Source organism: Poriferisphaera corsica (assembly GCF_007747445.1).
In the GTDB taxonomy this organism is placed as follows: Bacteria; Planctomycetota; Phycisphaerae; order Phycisphaerales; family Phycisphaeraceae; genus Poriferisphaera; species Poriferisphaera corsica.
Genome location: NZ_CP036425.1, coordinates 1162851 through 1178110, shown reverse-complemented (window position 1 = coordinate 1178110; position 15260 = coordinate 1162851). Strand labels below are relative to the sequence as shown.

The following is a 15260-nucleotide window of genomic DNA, read 5'->3' as shown; positions in this document are numbered from 1 at the left end:
AATAATCCCTTCTAAACGTCCTTGACTGCCCGGTAAATTGCCTCGCATTCTAACAAAAGAATCCTTAAGAAAACATTGAGTCAACATTGCATACATACAAGTAACAATTCTCGTTTCTGCATATACACGTATCAAATCAATATCATCACTGCAAATATCGCGGTATCATAATACTTATGGCAAACCTCAAAACAAAACACCGCAAGAACCAGTCAGCCGTTGTCTTTCATACATACCCCAAGCTAATCTTTGTTTGGCCACTCATCGCTGCGGGCTATATCTTTTTCCCATTTGCCAGTATTGAATCATTGCTCCCCACACTAGGCTGGGCCTATCTCCTGATATGCCTTCTGGTTACCCTCACGATCAGTGTTGACGTCGAAAGAAACCATACCGCTTTCTGGGCTGTCATTTTTATTGCATTTTTCTTTCTAGGCATGTGGTTGCAGCGATACGAGAGCTTCACGCTCTTCGGTAATCTCTTTAAGTTTTTCGCATCACTGGGGGTCACTTATAGCTCAGGATTCGCAATTGCTTTGAGCATTCTCCTCACTCCCCCTTACCTTGTTATGTTCATCTGGAGCCGCCTTCAACACCGCTGGCGTATCACTCATAATGAATTCGAACACATTGCTTGGGGTCGCGCCGACGATTCATTAGCGCGTGGCGCCAAACGAGTACGATCCACCTACCCAGATATTCTTGAGCTATTAACACTTGGTGCAGGCACACTCATCGTCTATTCAGCCACCGGACGCTCAGAGCTGCGTCGTATACCTCATGTGCCAATGCTTTTCCTGCTGAGACGCAAAATCGATCGACTTCTTGAAACCACCTCAGTCACTGATTACTCCCGCGAGGACATCTTAGCTGCGGAAGAAAGCGAGACCGAAGACGTAGAATTCAACGATCAAACAAATGATGGCTCCGATGCCACAAACAATAATGATCCGCTGTAACACACATCGCCGCTCATCGCTTCATTTTATTTTATTTTCTTAACACAAAAAAACCCGCACCGCAGCAGAACGCTACGATACGGGCTTCCGGGGGCAAACTAGTTCTTATCTTGATGAGCTCAAATACCCACCACTCAAACAAGATAGCATTAAGATAATCTGATTAGGTTCTCACCGCAACTACCATATTTCCCAATCATCTATGACCAGCACTAACTCTTTTTACACACCATAATTACCCATCATTCTAAGTATTATCTGAAGTCAGTTACCCACACTTTTTTAATTGTGGATAAACTAAACACATGTTCAAGACTCAAATACAACGCAGACTCCTCAGGTATACAAATGACGAATATTGATGTTGCTGCTGCTAACCAACAACCAATTTCTCCCCTTAGATGACAACAAATTTTCTTAAATTGCATTGGATTTACAGATAATACCCCACAATAATTCTGTGGAAAAACCACTGATTTACTTGCAATCGGAAGCACCGTAGAGATATACTCAAGCCGTATTTAATTAGCATGTTGCGGTACAATCACGTTACTTACGTGGTTGGTATTAAAGTGAAAATCTGAGCAACGACTTGCCAGTAGTGCCATGCACGCGGCAGTTTGTTTGCTGCTTTCTTAACAAGCCAGCCTACAAGCTGCTCATGCAAACTTGGGTTTTGGATGGTTTCTCCATTCGATTTGCGTGTCTCAAGCCATGCGTTCAGCATTCGCTTGATGACAACATCAATCTGACCTGATTCGCAGCCAATCTTTGGCTTGCTCTGCGCCAGTTGGCCAGTACATTGCTCGTTCAACATGAGATGGAACTCATGAACCTGTACAGCACAACATTTACCCGTGGCGACAAAGTCGTCCACCCTAAACGCCCCGAATGGGGTGACGGTGTTGTACGCGATGCCTCAACGATCACACACGAAGGAGCGCAAGCTCAGCGTCTCGCCATCGATTTTGCGAACCGAGGTCGCGTCGTGATCAACACAGCCATCGCACCGCTTGTCAACAAGAGGAACTCGAAAGAAATGAACACTGGACTAAAAGAACAAGCCACTGGTGGCTGGCTCGGCGAGCTCGAAAAAGCAGCCGGCATCAAAAAATCAAATGAACTCTGGGATCTTCCCAGTAAACTCTCTGACCCATTCACATCGCTCATGGATCGGCTCATCGCTACGCTAGAAACCTATCGTTTCAGCACCGATCCACGCTCACTCATCGACTGGGCCGTGATTCAAACCGGGCTTAACGATCCACTCTCAAAATTCACACGCCATGAACTCGAGCACGCTTTCCCACGCTTCGCACGTGACCGCGATCAGCACCTCCGAGGTATCGTTGTCGAATTCAAACACAACGGCCAACTCAACGAAGTCAAACAAATTGCAGCCAAAATTAAACACCCCGCTGCCAAATCTGCCATGGACAAAGTCTTCAAATCACTTTGATCCAAGCACCCCAGAACAACAATCACAAACGGACCCTTCGCGGGTCCGTTTTCTTTTGCACTCAGCCCTATACGTATTCACCATCATCGACCCAATCACAACCCTCGGATACAATCTCACACATGGCCGACACTCCACAAAAACGCATCAAATACCTGCAAGACCATCTCAACGAATGCTCACGTAGCTACTACGTCGATGCGCTCTCACTCATACCTGATAAAGAGTTCGATTCGCTGCTCAAAGAACTCGAGCAACTCGAAGAAAAACACCCCGATCTTCGCACCCCCGACTCACCAACCCAACGTGTTGGCGGCCAGCCCATCGATGGCTTCAACACAGTCACCCACAAAAAACGCATGCTCTCAATCGACAACACCTATGATGAAGCTGATCTATCCGCATGGTTTACGCGCGTCTATAAAGGACTTGATACCTCTGATAAATCCAAAGTCGACTTCATCTTCGAACCCAAAATCGATGGTGTCGCCGTTTCTCTACGTTATGAAAACGGCATCCTCACGCAAGCCCTCTCCCGTGGTGACGGACGCAAAGGCGACGACATCACCAACAACGTAAAAACGATCGCTGCGATTCCTATCAAACTCACCTCATCAACAAAGTCTAAACTCACCGCTCCTCATGTTCTCGAGGTTCGCGGCGAAATCTACATGCCTAATCATGTGTTTGATCGCATCAACAAACAACGTAAAAAAGTTGGCGACGAACTACTCGCCAACCCTCGCAACGCTACTGCGGGCGCATTAAAAACCAAAGATCCGAAGCAAGTGGCACGCGGCCTTGCCTTCTTCGCACACGGCTACGGTGAAATCGAACCCATCACCTCCATCACCTCTCAACAAAATCTTCTCGACACTGTCAAAGCCTTCGGCCTACCCACCAACCCCAAAATCAAAACCGGCAATTCAATCCAAGACGCGCTCGAATACATCGAATCATTCGATCAAAAACGCAACTCACTTGACTACGCCACTGATGGCGCCGTCATCAAGGTCAACGATTTTTCTCAACAACAAGCACTCGGCCAAACCTCCAAATTCCCCAAGTGGTGTGTCGCCTACAAGTACGCTGCCGAACAAGCCGAAACCAAACTTCTCAAGGTCGATTGGCAAGTTGGTAAAACCGGCCGCCTCACCCCTCGCGCAACAATGGATTCCGTCCCGCTTGCTGGCACGACCGTCCAACACGCAACACTCCACAACTTCGGCGAAATCACACGAAAAGACATCCGCGTCAACGACACCGTCATCATTGAAAAAGCCGGTGAAATCATCCCTCAAGTCGTTTCTGTCGTCACTGACAAACGCCCCTCAAAAACAACGCCTATTGAGGAACCCAACGCCTGCCCTGAATGTGGTAGCGAGGTCACGCGTGAGTACGATTCTCGCCGCGCCAATGAACTCGCCGTTTGGCAACGCAAGATTGAAAAAGAAAAACTCAAAGCCGAAAAGGAAAAGCGCAAGCCACTCGACATTCCACCGCCCGCATCACTGACCAATGCCGACATCTCCGGCCACTTCTGCGACAACCGTGAATGCCCCGCTCAACTCCGCGAATCCATCATCTGGTTCGTAGGCCGCAATCAGATGGACATCGACTCACTCGGCGAAAAGGCGGTCATCCAGCTCATGGACGCAAACCTCATCAAATCCTTCGGTGACATATACTCCCTACATTCCAAGCGTGATCAACTCTTAACCCTTGACCGTATGGGCGAAAAGAAAATCGATAACCTCCTTGCAGGCATCGAAAAATCCAAAACCCAAGGCCTCGCCCGCGTCCTCGCTGGACTCGGCATTCAACACATCGGCGCACGCGCAGCCGACATCCTCGCTCAACACTTCGGCAACATCGACACCCTAATCAGCGCTAAGTCCGATCAGCTCGCCGACATTGACGAGATCGGCCCCATCACTGCTCAATCTATTCACCACTTTCTCCACAGCGAAGCCGGCCAACACATCATCCAAGAACTTAAAGACGCCAACCTCACACTCAGCACCCCCAAACGACATACCCCTGCCCCATCCGATTCTCCCTTTGCAGGCAAAACCGTCGTCATCACTGGCACATTCGAATCCTTTGGACGAAAAGATCTCGCCGAGCAAATCACCAACCTCGGTGCAAAAGTCACCTCCTCCGTCTCTAAGAACACCGACCTCGTCCTCGCAGGCGAATCCGCTGGCTCAAAACTCGATAAAGCCAACAAACTTGGTGTCACTGTCTGGGACGAACCCACACTACTCAAAAATCTCAACAGCACTCCCCCACCAACACCGCCATCTCAGCCCTCACTCTTCTAACCCGCTTACCTCTAAATCCTCACCCATCGCCCCAGGCCTTGCCGACATAACATTGGCATGCCTCTCAAAATACCCCATAAAATAAGCCGTTTTATCGGCCCCGCATTCGGACTGTGCATCCTCATCACTGTCGTCATCATCCTACAACGGCAAATTAAACACCTCACACTCCAAGGCATCATTGACCACATCACAGCAGTCCCCACGCACAAAATCCTTCTCGCACTCCTCTTTAACCTCTTCGCATACCTCGTCCTCTGTGGCTACGACCTCCTCGGCCTACGCTACATCCACAAAAAAATCCCCATACACAAAGCCGCATTCGCATCGATCCTTTCTTACATCTTTTCCAACAACATCGGCATGTCCATCGTCGGCGCCTCTGCCATGCGTCTCCGCTTTTACCCACTATGGGGCCTCCGCACCGCGTCTATCTTTCGATTAGTCATTTTCTGCTCTGTCACCATGTGGCTCGGCATCTTCACTATCTCCGGCCTATCCTTCATCATCAACCCCATCGATCTCCCTCCCGATATCCCGATCCCCACACACCTCATACGACCGCTTGGTTTCTTCCTACTCACGCTCGTTGCCGCATACATGGTCCTTTGTCACAACTACCGTTACCTCATCAAACTCCCCGGCAACATCATCTTCAAACTACCCAAACTCCGCATCGCACTCCTGCAACCCCTCATCGGCATCGTCGACTATTCTCTCGCCGCTCTCGTCCTCTACACACTCCTCCCCCATCACACTGGCATCCACTTCCCCATCGTCCTAACCATCTTCCTCCTCGCTCAAATCTCCGGCATGATCTCCCATGTCCCCGGCGGACTCGGCGTCTTCGACGCCGTCGCCTTCCTCATGCTCACCCAATACTACACCTCTGACATTGCTCTCGGCTCCATCATCCTCTTTCGTGCAATCTACTTCCTACTCCCACTCCTATTCGGCGCAGTCATTCTCCTCATCTACGAACTGCTCACCTTCACATCATCATCTCCCCCTCTTTCTCCACCCCCCGCCCAACCTTAAGTTTTATCCCCCAATCCCCCGCTTCATGACCACTTCCCGCTCTGAGATCACGCCCTTCCTCCGCCCCTTCTCCCCATGTATAATGACCTATTCGCATACCCTCATTCCCCATACACCCAAATACCACCCTCCCAGCAGTACCAGCCATGCCACAGAACACACCCAATATTCAGTACCGAAAAGCCGAGCTTGCCGATGTACCCGCATTCAGCAAGATCATTAACGACTGCGCCGAACTCGGCCTCATGCTTTCACAAACCCTCGCCACGCTCTACGAAAACATCCGCAAATACCACGTCGCAATCGACACCGCCAACCTCAATGAAGACAACACCCCCCCCACACCCACCGTTGTCGGCGTCTCAGGCCTCAGCATCATCTGGGCCAACCTTGGTGAAATCTGCTCCCTCGCCGTCCATCCCGACTATCGAGGCCACGGCATCGGCAAAGCGCTCGTCACGCACTGCCTCGACGAAGCTCGCGATCTCTCCATCAAAAAAATCATGACCCTCACCTACGAACAGAAATTCTTTGAATCCCTCAACTTCACCGTCATCGACCGCCAAACGCTCCCCCTCAAAGTTTGGTCCGCCTGCATCCAATGCCCCAAAAACCACGCCTGCGACGAGATCGCCATGATCAACGTCCTCGAGGATGTCGCCGAAATCCCCTCACCCAACCCCGCCGCGCCGCCCAAGGACAAATACATCGTCCCCATCACACTCACCCAAATCCAAACCAAAAAATAAACAGCCACCCACAAATCATCTAACGCTGCCGTATAAACACGCATCATTACAACCTATCCCCATTGCGACACGGCGTGCCAATAAGTCCACAACAATCTGCAATCAACACCGTAAATATTTACGCAGAACGCCCTAAGCATATAAGCTGCGTTATTACACTTACCGCCCACTTGCCGATACAATACCCACAATGAGCAGTTCCACCTCTACATGGCTCGATCAACTCCTAGAGTCGCGGCAATTCCGCGCGCTCATCGATCTCACATCCAAAGCCAACCACATCGTCGCCAACGGCTCACGCGGCTCATCCACCAACCTCCTCGCAGCAGCCCTCGCCGAAAAAACTAAACGCCCTACACTTCTCGTTGTCGCCCACCTCGATGAAGCCGACGATGCACTCGACGATTTCGATGTCGTCAAAGCCGCTGGCTTCGACCTCACAACCGAACGCTTCGGCGCTCTCGAAGTCCTCCCCGGTGAATCGAACATCTCAATTGAGCTGCTCGGCGAACGACTCCACGTCGTCTCCCAACTGGTAGAAAACAACACACCTGATTTAATCGTCGCGCCCATTCAAGCCCTCATGCAGTCCGTCCCACTGCCGGAAAAACTCGCCGACTTCACACTCGTCCTCGAAGAAGGCCTCATCCTCGATCTCAACGCCCTCATCAATTGGCTCGCAAACGCCGGCTACACCCGCCAAGATGCCATCGACCAACCCGGTGACTTCTCCGTCCGCGGTGGCATCATCGACATCTACCCACCAGCCGGATCCATCGGCCACACCCCCAAAGGGCCTAACCAACCATTAGGCCCTATACGACTCGATTACTTTGGCGATGAAATCGAACGCATAAACCAAATCGACCCTGAAACGCTAGGCTCAAAAGACCACGTCAAAATTGCACGCATCGTCGGCGCTTCCGCGGATCAAATTCAAGCCAATCAACTCACCACCTCACTCATCGATCTGCTACCCGAACAAACCATCGTTGTCATGCACGAAACCGTCGAGCTTTCCGAACAAGCCCGTGGTTACTACGAACGCCTCACCTCCCCCTCCGGCATCTTCTCTCCCAACGCAACATTCGGCCGACTCAACCGTAAAACACACATCGAAGTCACACAATACGCCGCACGCACAGATACCGCCGACCGTGTCGACCTCCCTATCCAACAGTTAGTCCCCTTCGACAATGACGCCAAGTCCGCCATCCGCCAGTTAGGCCACCTCACCGACTCACCCAATAACACTGTCCACGTCCTCTGCCGCAAGCAAGGCGAAGCCGACCGCCTCGCCGAACTCACACAAGAGCTCATCCCCGACCACGCACATCTCGTCAACATCTCACTCGGCTCCCTCCACCGCGGCTTCGTCTGGGCCGACTCTGACGACCTCCTTCGTGACGACGCACACGACACAACCTCCACAAAAACGCGACGCCTCTCCAAAGCTCGTAAACACAAACTAGCCGCCCAATCTGTAGACCAATCACTGCACCTCATCCCGCACCACGAACTCTTCCACCGCTACGAAACTCGCCGCCGCGTCCGCAAAGTCTCAGCCGACCCCATCACCACCGAAGCTTCTGACGCTTTCCTCGACATCGACCTCGGCGACTATGTCGTCCACATCGACCACGGCATCGCCCAATTCGTCGGCTTGAAATCCATGCGCCGCAACAACCTCACACAAGAATACCTCACACTCGAATTCGCCGATAAAGCACTCCTACACGTCCCCGCAACACAAATCGACCTCATCCAAAAATACATCGGCGGCTTCCACGGCCGCCCTCCCCTCTCAAAACTCGGCGGCAAATCATGGGCAAAACAAAAGAAAAACGTTGCCGACTCCGTCCGTGACCTTGCCAAACAACTCCTCCAAGTCCAAGCCGCACGCGAAACCATGCCCGGCATCCGCTACCCAAACGCCTCCGCATGGATGTCCGAATTCGAAGCCGAATTCCCATACGACGAAACCGAAGACCAGCTCGCCGCCATGCACGCCATCAAGCACGACATGTCGCAAGATCGCCCAATGGATCGACTCATCTGCGGCGACGTCGGCTTCGGCAAAACAGAGCTCGCTATCCGCGCCGCATTCAAAGCCGCAGAATATGGCAAGCAAGTCGCTGTACTCGTCCCAACAACAGTCCTTGCCGAGCAACACGAAATCACTTTCAAACAGCGCATGGCCGACTACCCATTCCGCATTGAATCACTATCACGATTCAAAACACCAAAACAATCAAAGCGAATCCTCACCGACCTTCAACTTGGCCAAGTCGACATCCTCATCGGCACGCACCGTCTCCTCTCCAAAGACATCCACTTCGGCGATCTCGGCCTCGTCATCATCGACGAAGAACAACGCTTCGGCGTCGAGCACAAAAACAAGCTCCTCCAATACCGACTCACCGCCGACGTCCTCACCCTCTCCGCAACACCCATCCCTCGAACACTCCACATGTCCATGATCGGCCTACGCGACATTTCCTCTCTCTCCACCGCCCCCGTCGACCGCCGATCTATCGTCACCGAAGTCATCCCCTTCGATCGCAACCGTGTCAAAAGCGCCATCATCCGTGAACTCAACCGTGACGGCCAGATCTATTTCGTCCACAACCGTGTTCAATCCATCGAACGCATGAAAGACGAACTACAAGAACTCGTCCCCGATGCACGCATCATCATCGGCCACGGACAAATGGCACCCCGACAACTCGAACAAATCATGCTCGCTTTCATGCGTCACGAATACGACATCCTCGTCGCCACAACCATCATCGAATCTGGCATCGACATCCCCACCGCCAACACCATGTTCGTCAACCACGCCGACTACTTCGGCCTCGCACAACTCCACCAGCTCCGTGGCCGCGTCGGCCGATACAAACACCGCGCCTACTGCTACCTCCTCCTCCCCGAAGAACGCACCGTCAACGAAACTGCCGCAAAACGACTCAAAGCCATCGAACAATACTCCATGCTCGGAGCAGGCTTCAAAATCGCGATGCGTGACCTCGAAATCCGTGGTGCTGGCAACTTACTCGGCTCCGAACAATCAGGCCACATCGCCGCCGTCGGCTATGAAATGTACTGCCTCTTGCTCGAACACGAAACCAAGCGACTCAAAAACGAACCCATCATCGAACCTGCAAAAACACACCTCGAACTCCCCATCACCGGCTCGCTCCCCAAGCGTTACATCTCCTCTGATAAGTACCGCATGGAAGCCTATCGCCAGATTAGCCGCGCCTCTACTCTCGAACAACTCGAAGCCGTCACCCAAAACCTCACCGACGCCTACGGCCCCCCTCCCCAACAAGCCCAAACACTCATCGACCTCACCGAACTCCGCATCGCCGCATCTACTCTGGAGATAGACCGACTCAAACTCGAAGCCGACAAGGATCTCATCTTCACCACCCACAAAGTTAAAAACCTCGAAAACATCCTCACCTCCGCTCCCGGCCGAGTCTCCGTCATCAACCCCACAACCATCTACTACCGCCCCCCACAAAACTACCTATCCCCTGCCGCCACCCTCCTCGCCGTCCTCCGCAAGCTCATCGTCCGACCAATTCGCGACGCAAAATCAACTACCTGACCCCGTAGTAACCGTAAGTAGTTTTGGGCCTTCATCTTTTTCACTCAAATACTCAAATCCATGACCCCAATACTTTTTACTCATCCCACATTCAAATCTTCAATCAAACGACTCTGTAACCGCACCATTGTTTTTTTCACACAACAAACATCAGCCACAATTTCAATCACTTTCTCCTGTATCACATGATCATCTATCTCTCTTTCAATCACGTACAACTCGCCACATTCCGGACATTCTCCCTTGCACGCAAGCCCCTTCAATACATATTGACACTTCTTACACGCGATACCCACACTACATATCACACCATCAACAATTCGTTGCTTGACCAAACACTGTGTACGGTCAAATAGATCGCCCACTGTAACAACACCACGCCAATCTTGATTATCAAAGCGAATCCCAAATTCCTTTTCTAAATCCAAAGCTATCTCAAGATCTTCAAGACCCATCGCAAATCTCCATCATTTCTATATCCTCTTAAGCCGCAAGATAGTCATTTTACCCCCAGTATCCAATTCCATCACCTTACATCTCCAGCAATAGGTCACACTTCCCAAGCCCTTCTACCTCTAACAACAACGTCATCGAATCCCTCTTGACATATCATATTCAAACTATACAATTCGTTAATTGACGAAATGTCGAAGTGTGCTTCGCCGCCCAATACCACCACACCCCCTACTTCGGAGAACAACCATGCCTGCCAAGCCTCTCTCCAAATCGCTGTCTTTCCTCGATCGCTACCTCACACTATGGATCTTCCTCGCCATGGCCATCGGCATCCTCCTCGGCCATCTCGCCCCTCAGCTCACCCAATCCATCGACTCACTCAAACTCTCACCCACCAGCACAACCTCCATCCCCCTCGCCCTCGGCCTCATCCTCATGATGTTCCCGCCTCTCGCCAAAGTACGCTACGAAGAACTTTCCGACGTCTTCCGCAACACAAAAGTACTCACGCTCTCCCTCATCCAAAACTGGATCCTTGGCCCCATCATCATGTCCACCATCGCCATCCTAACCTTCGGCTACATCCTCCCACTCTTCCTCACTCCCGACCCCCGCTGGACTTCCTACATGGTCGGCCTCATCATGATCGGCCTCGCACGATGTATCGCCATGGTCATCGTCTGGAACCAACTCGCCAAAGGCGATAACCAATACTGCGCCGGACTAGTTGCCATCAATTCAATCTTCCAAATCCTCTTCTATTCCCTCTATGCATACATCTTCATCACACTCATCCCACCACTCCTCGGCCTCGAATCAACTACTGTCAATATCTCTATGATCGACATCGCAACAAGTGTTCTCATCTATCTCGGCATCCCGTTCTTCGCAGGCATCATCACCCGCTACTCACTCATCAAACTCAAATCCAAAGATTGGTACGAACAAACCTTCATCCCTAAAATCTCACCCATCACGCTCATCGCCCTGCTCTTCACCATCATCCTCATGTTCTCACTTCAAGGCTCGCAAATCATCGCCCGCCCCCTCGACGTTATCGTCATCGCCGTACCGCTACTCATCTACTTCCTCATCATGTTCGCCGTCAGCTTCTACTCATCCAAAAAAGTCGGCGCAACATACCCACAAACTGCCGCCCTCAGCTTCACCGCCGCCTCAAACAACTTTGAACTCGCAATCGCTGTCACCATCGCCGTCTTCGGCATCACCTCCGGCGCCGCCTTTGCCGCCGTCATCGGCCCACTCGTCGAAGTCCCCGTCCTCATTGCTCTCGTCAACGTCGCTCTAAAACTAAAGACCAAATACTTCGACAACCCAAATACCACAACGGTTTCAAACACGCCGATCGCGTCTTAAAACCCAGTCCCCCAAACCTCATCAATCTATACATCAGCCATACAATCGCTCCCAACAAGCACGCCGGTACCCTCCGCGTGCTTGTTTATTGCCCAAACACAATGGCGTAAAGAAATACCTTGGCTATTGACTTGAGACCCATTCTCAATAAAATACTTGCAGATATTTTTACCTTAAAATATCTGCGAACCAACCATTTTCACGTTCGCTCCAGGCCGTGACCCCGCGTTAGGCCTGTGTTGTAACCCCCTCCTGCATATACTTTTGCAGCCTTGAATCAGCTTGGAGCCCCATTATGAGTGAATACCTCGACAACCGCGCACACCGCGTCCGCACCCTCAAATCCATCATCCGCCAACTCCACGCCGGCTCCTCACCCGAAGAAGTTCAAACCCAGCTCAAAGAAATCGTCAAAGCCTGCGATCACACCGAGATCGCTCAGATGGAGTCCGAACTCATCGACGAGGGCATGGACCCCAAAGAAATCATGTCCATGTGCGATCTGCACGCCAAGCTTGTCTCCGAAATCCTCGTTGACGCGCCCCCCCTCGATGCCACAACCATCGACGAAGAAAACCAAGACCCCGGCGCCATCTCCCTCACCACACTCAACACACCACCGCAACAACCATCCCCCACCTCGCCCAAACAATTCGGCTGCGCCGATCATCACGCAAACGCCGCACAAAACCCCCTCGCCAATGTCGACCTCAAACCCGGCCACCCCATCGATACATTCACCCGTGAAAACAACGCACTCGCCGAACACATCGCCCAAATCAATACACATGTTAAAACACTCGCAACACCTAACCAACTATTAGACGAAGCCAAAGTCGCTCGCTATCAAGCCCGCCTCCTACTCAATGAACTCATGGACATCGACAAGCACTATGACCGCAAAGAGAACCTCCTCTTTTCCGTTCTCGAGCGTCACGGCATCACCGGCCCCTCCACCGTCATGTGGGGCATCGATGACCAAATCCGCGAACAGCTCAAACTCACACAAGAACGTTTCCCCACTGAAAAATCATCCCCAGCCGATTGGCAAGCCTACGCACAAAACACACTCACCCCCGCATTCGACAGCGTCACCTCCATGATCTTCAAGGAGCAGCACATCCTCCTACCCATGGCCTACAAAACCCTCACCGACATCGAATGGGCCGAAATCTTCGAACAATCTCCCATCTTCGGCTGGTGCCTCGTCGACCCACAAGAAGGCTATATCCCACCGAAACACACCCCCACCGCCGCAACCTCAAACATCCCCAGCAACATGCCACTCGATATCACCTCCAGTGAATCAACTGACACCCCCTCTTCTAACAATCAAAAACAGAGGGGGGATGGGGATGAGCACATCATGTTCGCCACCGGACATCTCACGCTCGACCAACTCAAACTCATCTTCTCCACCCTCCCCGTTGACCTCACATACGTCGACGCGGACGATCGCGTCCGCTTCTTTTCCGAAGGGCCAAAACGCGTATTCCATCGCCCCAAAGCCGTCATCGGCCGCCTTGTCCAGCACTGCCACCCGCCCGGCTCCGTCCACATCGTCGATCAGATCCTCGAGGATTTTAAGTCCGGCAAGCAATCGCTCGCGGAGTTCTGGATCAACATGAAAGGCGAATTCATCCATATCCGCTACTACGCCCTCCGCAACGAAGACGGCCAATACCAAGGCACACTCGAAGTCACACAAAACCTCACCCACGAACGCGCCCTCGAAGGCGATCGCCGCCTCCTCCAATACGATTAAATCCTTACACCATAAACGACAAACATAAAACAAGCCGATCACGAACGTGATCGGCTTTATCTTTCTCTACATCCTACTTAATCTATTCTTCGATTAGCCGCGGCGGCGACCTAATACTGCAATCGCACCTAAACCAATCAATGCTGCACTTGCCGGTTCCGGAATAGGAGGCGTATACGGCGAACTCGTCATCCCCCAAATCTGCCCCACACCGCTCAACGTCTTGACCTTCGTCATCTTCGCATTCGACGTATTCACTTCATAGATCACATTCTCGCTCGCCGCATAAAGCTTCCCGTCCGCTTCAGCCAACCCATAAACATTCTTTCGGCCTAAACTCCCCACATCACTCACGCGGCCCGTCTTCACATCCAATTCAGCCAACACATTCGTGTAGTTATTTTTATTGTAGTACGAAACCATATATGCTTTGCCGTTATGAGCCGAGAGATCGCCACTCGTCAATCGCCCTGTATACCGTGATTTCACCGGATAACCCGAAGATTTGTTGATCTCTAACAGGTAGTTAGCCTTCATGCTGTATAGCTTGCCGTCAACAAAACCTAGCGCATTCCCCACCTCACTGGTCCCATTCGTAATCGACCACGTATTCGCATTGTTCTTATTGATAGAATAAAGCTTTCCGTAATCAATACCAAACAGATTGCCTTGACCATCCATTGCGATGTCCGTCATCTGCTTCGACATTTTACCCTTATAGCTCGTCTGCCATGTATTGGTATCAATCGAAACCAAACGATTAGCTTTATCGGCAATCCACAACATCCCAGCATCGACATTCGCAGCACCAAAACCAAGCAATGTACCAACAACACACAACTTTGCAAGAATAGCTCGCATTATCTATCTCCTCTGATCTACACAAACTTTTGGGGGTTTAAGCACAGGAACAACTGACATTGCATCAGTCGATCTTTCTCCTACCCGCAAGTATGCGCCAGCAAATTTCCGATTCAAATGATTTGGACAAAAAGATTGAAGCTGCCGAATGCAAAGCACACTAAAACCGTCTCAATCAAATTGATATTCATATCTCGCCCAAATTAACGGAGCAGATGCGAATTATGCTTTCTTTTTGTTGACGTTAATTTGATACGATCCTGTGCGCACGTTTTGCTTAACAGTCGGGTTTGTGCGCACAAAAAAAAGCCATTTCCTGGCCATTCCTTGTGGTTTTCTCATGATTCTCAGCCACAGTTTGGCATTCTTTGAAGATTCCGAGTGAAAGTGAGTACTTTTGCTTTTCATCCATTCCCACATCGTAAGCTCTGACCAAACAATCACTTGCTCTATTGTTGCTCCGGAAATTCAACGGTTTTGTGCGCCAAACAACGATTCCCAGAACCGCATATTCGGCTTTTAAACCCCTCCTCAACGCGCAACCGTTGTACAGGATTTTTGCCTTTGTGCGCCACCCGGATACTGGGTCATGCTGTCACTGCACGAAGGTGATGACATCGACCTAAGCAAAGCCCGCCTTGCAGATCTGCTACGTGGTT

11 protein-coding genes are annotated in these 15260 nt (G+C 51.3%); 8 read left to right on the top strand and 3 right to left on the bottom strand.

Going from position 1 to position 15260, the window contains the following annotated elements:
• Positions 1-176: 176 nt before the first annotated feature.
• Entirely contained in the window at positions 177-959 is a 783-nt protein-coding gene (locus KS4_RS04725) for a hypothetical protein (RefSeq protein WP_145075332.1), read from the top strand.
• Positions 960-1512: 553 nt separating this feature from the next.
• Here KS4_RS04725 and KS4_RS04720 read toward each other — a convergent pair.
• Complete coding sequence (locus KS4_RS04720; RefSeq protein WP_145075329.1) at positions 1513-1776, bottom strand: hypothetical protein; 264 nt, start codon at positions 1774-1776, stop codon at positions 1513-1515.
• Positions 1777-1788: 12 nt separating this feature from the next.
• Between KS4_RS04720 and KS4_RS04715 the strand changes: the two genes are divergently transcribed.
• The 5 genes from KS4_RS04715 to mfd all read left to right on the top strand — a co-directional run bounded on the left by KS4_RS04715 (position 1789) and on the right by mfd (position 10142).
• On the top strand, positions 1789-2418 hold the full coding sequence (locus KS4_RS04715) for a DUF3553 domain-containing protein (RefSeq protein ID WP_200761579.1): 630 nt from the start codon (positions 1789-1791) through the stop codon (positions 2416-2418).
• Positions 2419-2540: 122 nt separating this feature from the next.
• Positions 2541-4742 carry an NAD-dependent DNA ligase LigA gene (ligA, locus tag KS4_RS04710; RefSeq protein WP_145075323.1) on the top strand — a complete coding sequence of 734 codons (2202 nt, stop codon included), beginning with the start codon at positions 2541-2543 and terminating at the stop codon, positions 4740-4742.
• Positions 4743-4799: 57 nt separating this feature from the next.
• Positions 4800-5780, top strand: a complete 981-nt coding sequence (locus KS4_RS04705) for a putative bifunctional lysylphosphatidylglycerol flippase/synthetase (RefSeq protein ID WP_145075320.1) — start codon at positions 4800-4802, stop codon at positions 5778-5780.
• A gap of 146 nt (positions 5781-5926) precedes the next feature.
• On the top strand, positions 5927-6529 hold the full coding sequence (locus KS4_RS04700; RefSeq protein ID WP_145075317.1) for an N-acetyltransferase: 603 nt from the start codon (positions 5927-5929) through the stop codon (positions 6527-6529).
• A gap of 190 nt (positions 6530-6719) precedes the next feature.
• Entirely contained in the window at positions 6720-10142 is a 3423-nt protein-coding gene (gene mfd / locus KS4_RS04695; protein WP_145075314.1) for a transcription-repair coupling factor, read from the top strand.
• 80 nt (positions 10143-10222) lie between these two features.
• Here the strand turns inward: mfd and KS4_RS04690 are convergent, their stop codons facing one another.
• The gene (locus tag KS4_RS04690; protein WP_145075311.1) at positions 10223-10597 is read right to left on the bottom strand and encodes an acyl carrier protein; all 375 of its coding nucleotides are present in this window, start codon (positions 10595-10597) and stop codon (positions 10223-10225) included.
• Positions 10598-10844: 247 nt separating this feature from the next.
• Here KS4_RS04690 and arsB point away from each other — a divergent pair, with 247 nt between their 5' ends.
• Both arsB and KS4_RS04680 read left to right on the top strand, forming a co-directional pair.
• On the top strand, positions 10845-11975 hold the full coding sequence (arsB, locus tag KS4_RS04685; protein WP_145075307.1) for an ACR3 family arsenite efflux transporter: 1131 nt from the start codon (positions 10845-10847) through the stop codon (positions 11973-11975).
• Positions 11976-12270: 295 nt separating this feature from the next.
• Positions 12271-13740 carry a DUF438 domain-containing protein gene (locus KS4_RS04680; protein ID WP_145075305.1) on the top strand — a complete coding sequence of 490 codons (1470 nt, stop codon included), beginning with the start codon at positions 12271-12273 and terminating at the stop codon, positions 13738-13740.
• Between the two features lie 93 nt (positions 13741-13833).
• Here the strand turns inward: KS4_RS04680 and KS4_RS04675 are convergent, their stop codons facing one another.
• Complete coding sequence (locus KS4_RS04675; protein WP_145075302.1) at positions 13834-14601, bottom strand: PEP-CTERM sorting domain-containing protein; 768 nt, start codon at positions 14599-14601, stop codon at positions 13834-13836.
• Positions 14602-15260 lie beyond the last annotated feature (659 nt).

Excerpts from the sequence above, each read along its gene's own strand:
- KS4_RS04725 (WP_145075332.1), top strand. The coding sequence starts at position 177 with ATGGCAAACCTCAAAACAAAACACCGCAAGAACCAGTCAGCCGTTGTC.
- mfd (WP_145075314.1), top strand. The coding sequence starts at position 6,720 with ATGAGCAGTTCCACCTCTACATGGCTCGATCAACTCCTAGAGTCGCGG.
- KS4_RS04715 (WP_200761579.1), top strand. The coding sequence starts at position 1,789 with ATGAACCTGTACAGCACAACATTTACCCGTGGCGACAAAGTCGTCCAC.
- KS4_RS04705 (WP_145075320.1), top strand. The coding sequence starts at position 4,800 with ATGCCTCTCAAAATACCCCATAAAATAAGCCGTTTTATCGGCCCCGCA.
- arsB (WP_145075307.1), top strand. The coding sequence starts at position 10,845 with ATGCCTGCCAAGCCTCTCTCCAAATCGCTGTCTTTCCTCGATCGCTAC.
- KS4_RS04720 (WP_145075329.1), bottom strand. The coding sequence starts at position 1,776 with ATGTTGAACGAGCAATGTACTGGCCAACTGGCGCAGAGCAAGCCAAAG.
- ligA (WP_145075323.1), top strand. The coding sequence starts at position 2,541 with ATGGCCGACACTCCACAAAAACGCATCAAATACCTGCAAGACCATCTC.
- KS4_RS04675 (WP_145075302.1), bottom strand. The coding sequence starts at position 14,601 with ATGCGAGCTATTCTTGCAAAGTTGTGTGTTGTTGGTACATTGCTTGGT.
- KS4_RS04680 (WP_145075305.1), top strand. The coding sequence starts at position 12,271 with ATGAGTGAATACCTCGACAACCGCGCACACCGCGTCCGCACCCTCAAA.
- KS4_RS04700 (WP_145075317.1), top strand. The coding sequence starts at position 5,927 with ATGCCACAGAACACACCCAATATTCAGTACCGAAAAGCCGAGCTTGCC.
- KS4_RS04690 (WP_145075311.1), bottom strand. The coding sequence starts at position 10,597 with ATGGGTCTTGAAGATCTTGAGATAGCTTTGGATTTAGAAAAGGAATTT.